Below are 6,925 nucleotides of genomic sequence, written 5' to 3'. Positions count from 1 at the left end.
CCATATGTCCACATTATTTCTCTTTATCCAGCCAAGTATTGATCCAACCGTGTAAAGTACTCGAGAGCTCGCTCCGGGACGATTTCCTTGTACTGGCTGTTTCCCAGTCAGCGCATGGACGACATGAGGCCCCGCCCAGTCACCGAAGTTCAACACTCCAGACGACCAGTACATACCTATAGACTCACCGAGTGGAAAATCGGCGGACTCTTCTTGCTTTCGCAATTCCAGAACGTATCTTGCCGTCCTTACGACGCTATGTTCTAGATCAGTAGCGGAGACACCGCTTTCGATTGCCTGAATTTCCCTACCATCGGGGGTGAAAGTAAGGGAAGATTGTACCACTAGAGTGTCATGAAGCCAACGCGTCGCAGTCGGATTAAGTCCAACTGCCCCAACGACAAACAATCCATCGGCTTGAATCGCCGCCCTGATTCCGACGCAGGACCCGAGGATTGGAAGTCGGCCGGTAAATACTCCGTTCTTCACCTCGAACTTAATAAATACATCCGAAAGATCCGCACGATTCGTGAGTCTCACCGTGAGCCGATTGAGCGAGTGGTTAGGATTGTTAGACATGGAACATCCTTAAGAGATTGGTTCTACCTAGAAAAATATATGCGCCGATAATAAAGCAGACACAAATCACTAGTCATGAACCGATAGTTGGTCCGACAAAAGCAAAAGAGGCATCCAAGTGCTTTGAATTCATGCACTGGTTATAAAGTTTCATTAAATAATGCCTGAAGAAACGGAATTTTTGAAGACGGATTTGACAAATTGTGCAAGGGCTTTTTCCACATAGCCCGCCCGATCGAATTCCGGTGCATCTAAATTTTCAAGGCACAATTCCCGAATTCCGAGTACAAGGCCATCGACAGAGTTATCCACCAGCAATCCACCATTGTCACCGAGCATGAACCTAGTGCCAATTATGTCAGTTGAAATGATACGAAGACCTAACACCAGTGCTTCAAGGAGAACCATTGGCTGGCCTTCGTGGTTGGAAGAGAGTACAAAAGCATCCGAATGTCGCAACAACGGAAATGGATTATTGCGAAGCCCGCCCAGCAAGATATGGTCGCCCAAACATAGCTCAGAGATCTTGTTTGCCAGTTCGTTTCTTAGCGGACCGTCACCCAGTATTACCAATTGAAGATCGATCGAGCCCGACAGTTCCCTCCGAATCTGATCAAAAGCATTGATCAGTTTCACATGATCTTTTTCACGTGACAAACGCCCCATGGTGGCGAGGCAAACCGAACCCGGACGAATAAATGCCTTGATGTCGCTATCTAAAGGTTCATCGGCCAGCTCAAGTACGCGATCTGGATTTATTTGGTTAATGCAGTCGATAAAACTACTCTTTCCCAGACCAAATCGTGCTCCTAGTTGGGCATAATTCTCAGAATTAATTGCTGGCGACACCGAGATCATATTATCGAAGAATCTGTAAAGACCAAACAAGCTTTCCAAGTAGGGAAAACGATTAGTCCATTCGCTGTTCATGTCATTGTGTAAGTAGATTGATTTCTCGCAGGCAGCACGGGCGCATCCGAGGATGGACGCCCAAAGAACCGAATATCCCTCAAACTCGACGATTGCATCGAATTGAGCCGCACCAAATATGCGTCGAAATTCTCGTTCGTAGGACCTTCTGTACACTTCCCATTGTCTCTCGTTGGACAGTCCACGGTGCTTATTCAGGCGCTCGACGATCCATTTTTCCTCGGGCGTAAACAGCTGACGTCCGGTGCGGCCAATGATTGCTACATTTTCGGGGAGTTCCCGAAGTTTCTCGATTCTGAGATCGTCGGCGGCAGTTTGTTCTGCTGCAACCACAATAGTGCAGCTATATTCCTCGGGGTCAAGACTGCCTATAAGATTCTGTGCCGAAGACGTAATGCCATTAGGTATGAAGCTGTGGTGCAAGAGAATCGATCGATTTGCGCCCGAACCAATATCAACAACTGCGGCTTCACTCGACTCCATAAAGAATTGTATGGCGCGTTCCGTCGCCCGTCCATCATCAACAGGACAGAATCTTTCCATAAGTGTTTTTGAATCCGGGAGTGGTTCACCATTGATGGTTTTTTGAAGTCTGCCGATAAGCTGATCAATGGTGCTGCAACCAATGCCGGGCAACTCCTCTGGGGTAAAGTAGAGACCACGCTGTGAAGCATATTCGTCGTAATCGTAAGTATAGAAGAAAATGGGACAATCCTTCGATAAGAAATCGACGGCTATACTTGAATAGTCTGTTACAAGGATATCAACGGCAGCCAAGAGATCATTAGATTCAATATCTGACGGCACCATCGTTATGTCTAGACACACATCTTTAAGGAGATGTTCAGTGTAATGGTGAGCCTGGAAGACAATGTTTGCATCCAGAAGTTGAAGACGGGTGATGTCGTTGATCAACTTCTGCGTATCGAAGTGGCGTGTATTGAGTCCGCCCCTCCAAGTGGGGGCATACAATATTGTGAGTTTCTCGTGTTTCTCGGTCGGAATACCCAGTCTCGTCTTGATTGACTGCTTTTCGGCGAGGCTCATATTTAGCGTTCGGTCTACCCGAGGGTACCCGGTTTCAGCTATCTTTGCAGTCCAAATATGCGATATGTCATAATTTCGGGTAAGCACCTCTGTGGTATGACTATTACCAGACAAGACATGTGTCGCCTGTAGAAAGTTTCGGGCGACATTCGTATGTTCCAGATAGCCTGACTTAATGTCTTTTCCGAGAGTCTTAAGCGGCGTTCCGTGCCAAGTATTAAGATAGAGCTGCCCCTTTCGACGCACGAACCATGACCCAAAAGATACATTGCTTACGAGATATTTTGCTGTAGCCAAGTACCTGCGGTATGCATCGCTATTCCGGTAAATTACGACAGTATTCGGGTCAGAGGCGACATCGACCGGGATGAACGCCTTCGGGCTAACTGACCAGACGTGTCTTAAATGCGAGTACTTCGTACTTTCACGTAATCCACGGTAGATGGCAAGGGGATTACAGCCTATTGATTCGGAATGAAAAGATTCGTAGAAAACAACGCCTTCGTCAACAGGTAGCGTTTCCGTCCAAGATGTGTATTGCATCTGTTGGAACAGTTCCTTGTCGTTACCATATCTCTTTGTATCAATCCCGTGCGCGTCTGGGAATATATTAATTTGTCCAAAATAGAATATTGCATCTTCAAATTTCCCCTCCTTGTACAGTTCAAGTCCAATGTCATAGCAGAGGCCAATTTCGTGATTCGAGGAAGCGTTGAATTCTTCAATTAGACTGCGAGTGCGGCACGGTTCTCGTAGCAGAGCTTCTAGACTTTCATCAGAACTCCTTTGAATAAGTACATTAGTGACGGGGAAGGGTTCATCATTTTTCGTCTCAACCGATGATCGAATCCGTATGAATGATTCACAGGCTTCTTGTGCTCTATTGAGCTTGGCAAGCACGTAACCTAGTCGGTAATGCGCTTCCTCATTTTTGGAAAGTTCTTGTTCTACGATTGTTTTGTAACACTCAGTTGCTTTGCTCCATTGCGACATCCGCTCATAGACGAAGCCTAATCTAAAGAGCCATTTACTCTGATCTGAATTTATGTGCAGAGCAACTTGATACTCCTGTGCGGCTGATTCCCAGTCATAACTACGTTCTAATGCGAGCCCCAGTTTATAGTGCAGCTCTGCACTGGTTGGGGTGATCTCACACTGCTCTGCGTAGGCTCGGGCAGCATCTTCCCAGGCGCCAAAGTGCTGGTAGAAGACGCCCAGACCGAAGATTTTCGACTCTCGTCTGTCATCGACCTCTATGGCGCGCGAGAAGGCTTTTTTTGCTTCAATTGCATTGCCCAATTGCATCCAAGATTTTCCTTCTTGAAATAGCGTTAGACTATTGCCAGGTAGTATGCTGTTGGCCCGACTGTAATGAAGTGCTGCCTTTTCATGTTTGTTCATGGAAGCATAAGCGTCGGCGATCCGATTGTTCCAATCACCATCGTTTTCTACTACAGGGTAGATCGTCTCCAGGACTTCTAATTCTTGCCATCGGGGACCGGTATTTCTGAGTCTCTGGGCGAGTACGTCTGCAAGGTCAGTATTTGAAGGACAACGATCAAACCCTGTTCGAAGTTCATTCACTGATTCACTATGCTTGCCAATTTCCATCAGGCATGTGCTTTTGCGTTTATATGAGGCGGCAAAGCTATCATCTAAGCGTATGAGTTGATCGTAAATACTAATAGCCTCGACGAATTGTTTATTTTGTTCCAAAAGGAAACCAAGTCTATAGAGCCAGTTTCTGTTACCACTTTCTGCTTCGACAGCGATTTTGATCGACTCTATTGCGCGATTTTTTTCTCCATGATTGTTATATGCGTTTCCGAGTTGATAGTATACTCGAGGGTCTGTTGAATTTGATGCTCGGATGATCGCTTTATAAACAAATATCGCAGCGGGCCAGCGTTTAGATTGCCCAAATTTGCGCGCAATTATATATGCCGCTTGCCAGCCGATCATTTATTTATACCTGATTTTCTCTTGGTTGAGGACTTGAAAGGTTATTGCGCGAATGTATTGGACGTTTCGATGAATTTGTGATATTCCTCGACTTTGGATTTTGATTGTGTCAAATCGTCTGGCCCAAGATAAGGCTAGATTTTGGAGTTGGCGCGTTCCAGGTCTTCGGGAAAGTCGACTTCTACGGCGTAATACTTGCTGATGTCTACGGGGAGCCAGTGTACGCCGTCGTCCTTGATGGTGAGTTCGATGCCGCCTTCGAAGTAGTCCTGCTCATCGACCTGTTCCAGGCGCTTGATGAACTTCTTCTTGTCCTTTTTGGAGACGTAGTTGATACCGACGGCTTCGCCCAGGGCAACATCTTGGGGGACTCGCTTGGAGAGCTGGTCGATGAAACCGTCCTCGTCGACGGTGTACTTCACTTCTTCGTCTGAGACCGAAGAAACATCGACGGTGATGAAGGACTGGCCGGACTTAATATGTTCGCGCAAGGTTTCGAGGATTTGCGGGTCGAAGACTACATCACCGTTCATCCATAGAACGCCGCCCTTGGGTGAGTTCCTCAAAGCTTTTAATAGGCTCTTGGAAGTATTTGTCTGGTCGAAGTTCTCGTTGTAAACGAAAGAAACGTCTGGGACGTGTTCCATGATCTGTTCCATCTTGAAACCAACCACGATGGACAGGCGCAATTTCTTGCCGAACGTGGATTGCAGGTTGCTCAGCTGCTGGTGCATGATGGTGCGCCCGTCATCGAGCTCAGTCATGGGCTTGGGGTGGGGGCGTGCCAGCCGAGTCCCCATGCCAGCAGCCAGAATTACAGCTTGTACAGTCATTTTTACCGTCTTCCCTAGATGTCATGTCGGGGTGAACGCCCATGTGCAGTGAGAAAAACGGCACACATTTATTCGAGCGCTGGCACCACTCTCAGATGAATTTTACCTGAACGATAGACAAACCTGTTAGCTGGCTGGGGTTGAGTGATTTGTCCACGTCTGAGACACACTCCGTGTTCTGAGTTGACGCTTTATAGTCATTGCTGTGGACCGGGGTTATCGAGACCAAAAATGTTTCGAGTCGAAGTCTGGGAGACGTACTCCGAATCCGAGGAGCTGCGCGATGGCCGCAACGGTGCGCTCAGCGGCGTTGCCGTCGCCGTAGGGGTTCACTGCGGTGGCCATGGCATCAAAGTGGGCTGGGTTGTGGAGAAGCTGAATGACCTCGTCGACGATGCGGTCTTCGTTTGTCCCGATGAGCCGGACAGTGCCTGCAACCAATGCCTCCGGCCTTTCTGTATTGTCTCGCATGACTAGGACAGGTTTGCCCAGGCTGGGGGCCTCTTCCTGGACGCCGCCGGAATCCGTCAAGACCACATGCGCCAAGGACAACATGCGGGTGAATTCGCCGTAAGCCAGCGGCTCAGTGACCATCACGTTGGGCAGCCCCTCGACGGCAGGCAACACGGCCTCTCGAACCACTGGATTTCTGTGTGCCGGCAGCACGATCGTCAACTCGGGTTCTGCCTGGGCGATGCGGGCCAGCGCGCGTCCAACGGCGCGCATGGAATCTCCCTGGTTTTCGCGGCGGTGAGTCGTCACGAGAAGGATTTTACGACCGCTGGTGGCAAGTTCTTCCAAAGCCGGATCAGTAAAAGGAATATTCCTGTTAACTGTGCTCAGAAGCGCGTCTATTACCGTATTGCCAGTGACCGCGATGTCTTCCTCCTTGACTCCCTCGGCCAGCAGATTGGCCTTGCTGGTGCTGGTGGGTGCAAGGTGAAGGCTCGCAACCTGGGTGGTGATTTTGCGGTTTGCTTCCTCGGGGAAGGGTGAGAACAAGTTGTGGCTGCGGAGCCCTGCCTCGGCGTGAATGACGGGGATGCCGCGGTAGAATGCAGCGATGGCTCCTGCCGTGGAGGTGGTGGTGTCACCCTGGACCACCACGGCGTCGGGCTTGGAAACTACGAAGATCTTGTCGAGGCCATTGATGGTGCGGGTGAGGATGTCCGAAAGTGACTGACCTGGCTGCAGGATGTCCAGGTCGTAGTCAGGGGTGATGCCGAACAACTCGTTAACCTGATCGAGCATTTCTCGGTGCTGGCCCGTAACCGCTACGACGCATTCGAAGTCCGTTGATGCATTCAACGCTGCAACAATCGGGGCCATCTTGATGGCTTCAGGACGCGTGCCGTAGATCGGCATAATGACGGGCATACTTACTCCAATGAAAAAGGGCATGAACAGCCCCTAGTCTAATCCACTGTGCGGAGCCGAAAGCCGCTTGACTGGTTCGCTGCGGATCCAACGTCAATTGCGAGTGAAGATTCTTCGGCGCAGGCGCCACGCCTTGACCCGTAGAGTCCGGAGCACTGAGGCAATGCGTCCTGTCGGTGCAGTCATCGTGATTGGCT

At 49.4% G+C, this 6,925-nt stretch carries 4 protein-coding genes; all 4 read right to left on the bottom strand.

Going from position 1 to position 6,925, the window contains the following annotated elements; all coding sequences use genetic code 11:
- Window positions 1-579: hypothetical protein (locus ACT3TS_RS13075; RefSeq protein ID WP_444531954.1), on the bottom strand; the 579-nt coding region annotated here is incomplete at its 3' end.
- A 153-nt stretch (window positions 580-732) separates the two neighbouring features.
- On the bottom strand, window positions 733-4,518 hold the full coding sequence (locus ACT3TS_RS13070; RefSeq protein WP_444531953.1) for a CDP-glycerol glycerophosphotransferase family protein: 3,786 nt from the start codon (window positions 4,516-4,518) through the stop codon (window positions 733-735).
- A gap of 134 nt (window positions 4,519-4,652) precedes the next feature.
- Complete coding sequence (locus ACT3TS_RS13065; RefSeq protein ID WP_444531952.1) at window positions 4,653-5,351, bottom strand: phosphocholine cytidylyltransferase family protein; 699 nt, start codon at window positions 5,349-5,351, stop codon at window positions 4,653-4,655.
- A gap of 216 nt (window positions 5,352-5,567) precedes the next feature.
- Window positions 5,568-6,728, bottom strand: coding sequence for a non-hydrolyzing UDP-N-acetylglucosamine 2-epimerase (wecB, locus tag ACT3TS_RS13060; RefSeq protein WP_444531951.1), 1,161 nt, complete (start codon window positions 6,726-6,728; stop codon window positions 5,568-5,570).
- Window positions 6,729-6,925 lie beyond the last annotated feature (197 nt).

The sequence above is a fragment of the Specibacter sp. AOP5-B1-6 genome (assembly GCF_052376555.1).
Taxonomy (GTDB): Bacteria; Actinomycetota; Actinomycetes; order Actinomycetales; family Micrococcaceae; genus Specibacter.
This window is presented reverse-complemented; position numbering and strand designations above follow the sequence as displayed.

Excerpts from the sequence above, each read along its gene's own strand:
- ACT3TS_RS13065 (WP_444531952.1), bottom strand. The coding sequence starts at position 5,351 with ATGACTGTACAAGCTGTAATTCTGGCTGCTGGCATGGGGACTCGGCTG.
- ACT3TS_RS13070 (WP_444531953.1), bottom strand. The coding sequence starts at position 4,518 with ATGATCGGCTGGCAAGCGGCATATATAATTGCGCGCAAATTTGGGCAA.
- wecB (WP_444531951.1), bottom strand. The coding sequence starts at position 6,728 with ATGCCCGTCATTATGCCGATCTACGGCACGCGTCCTGAAGCCATCAAG.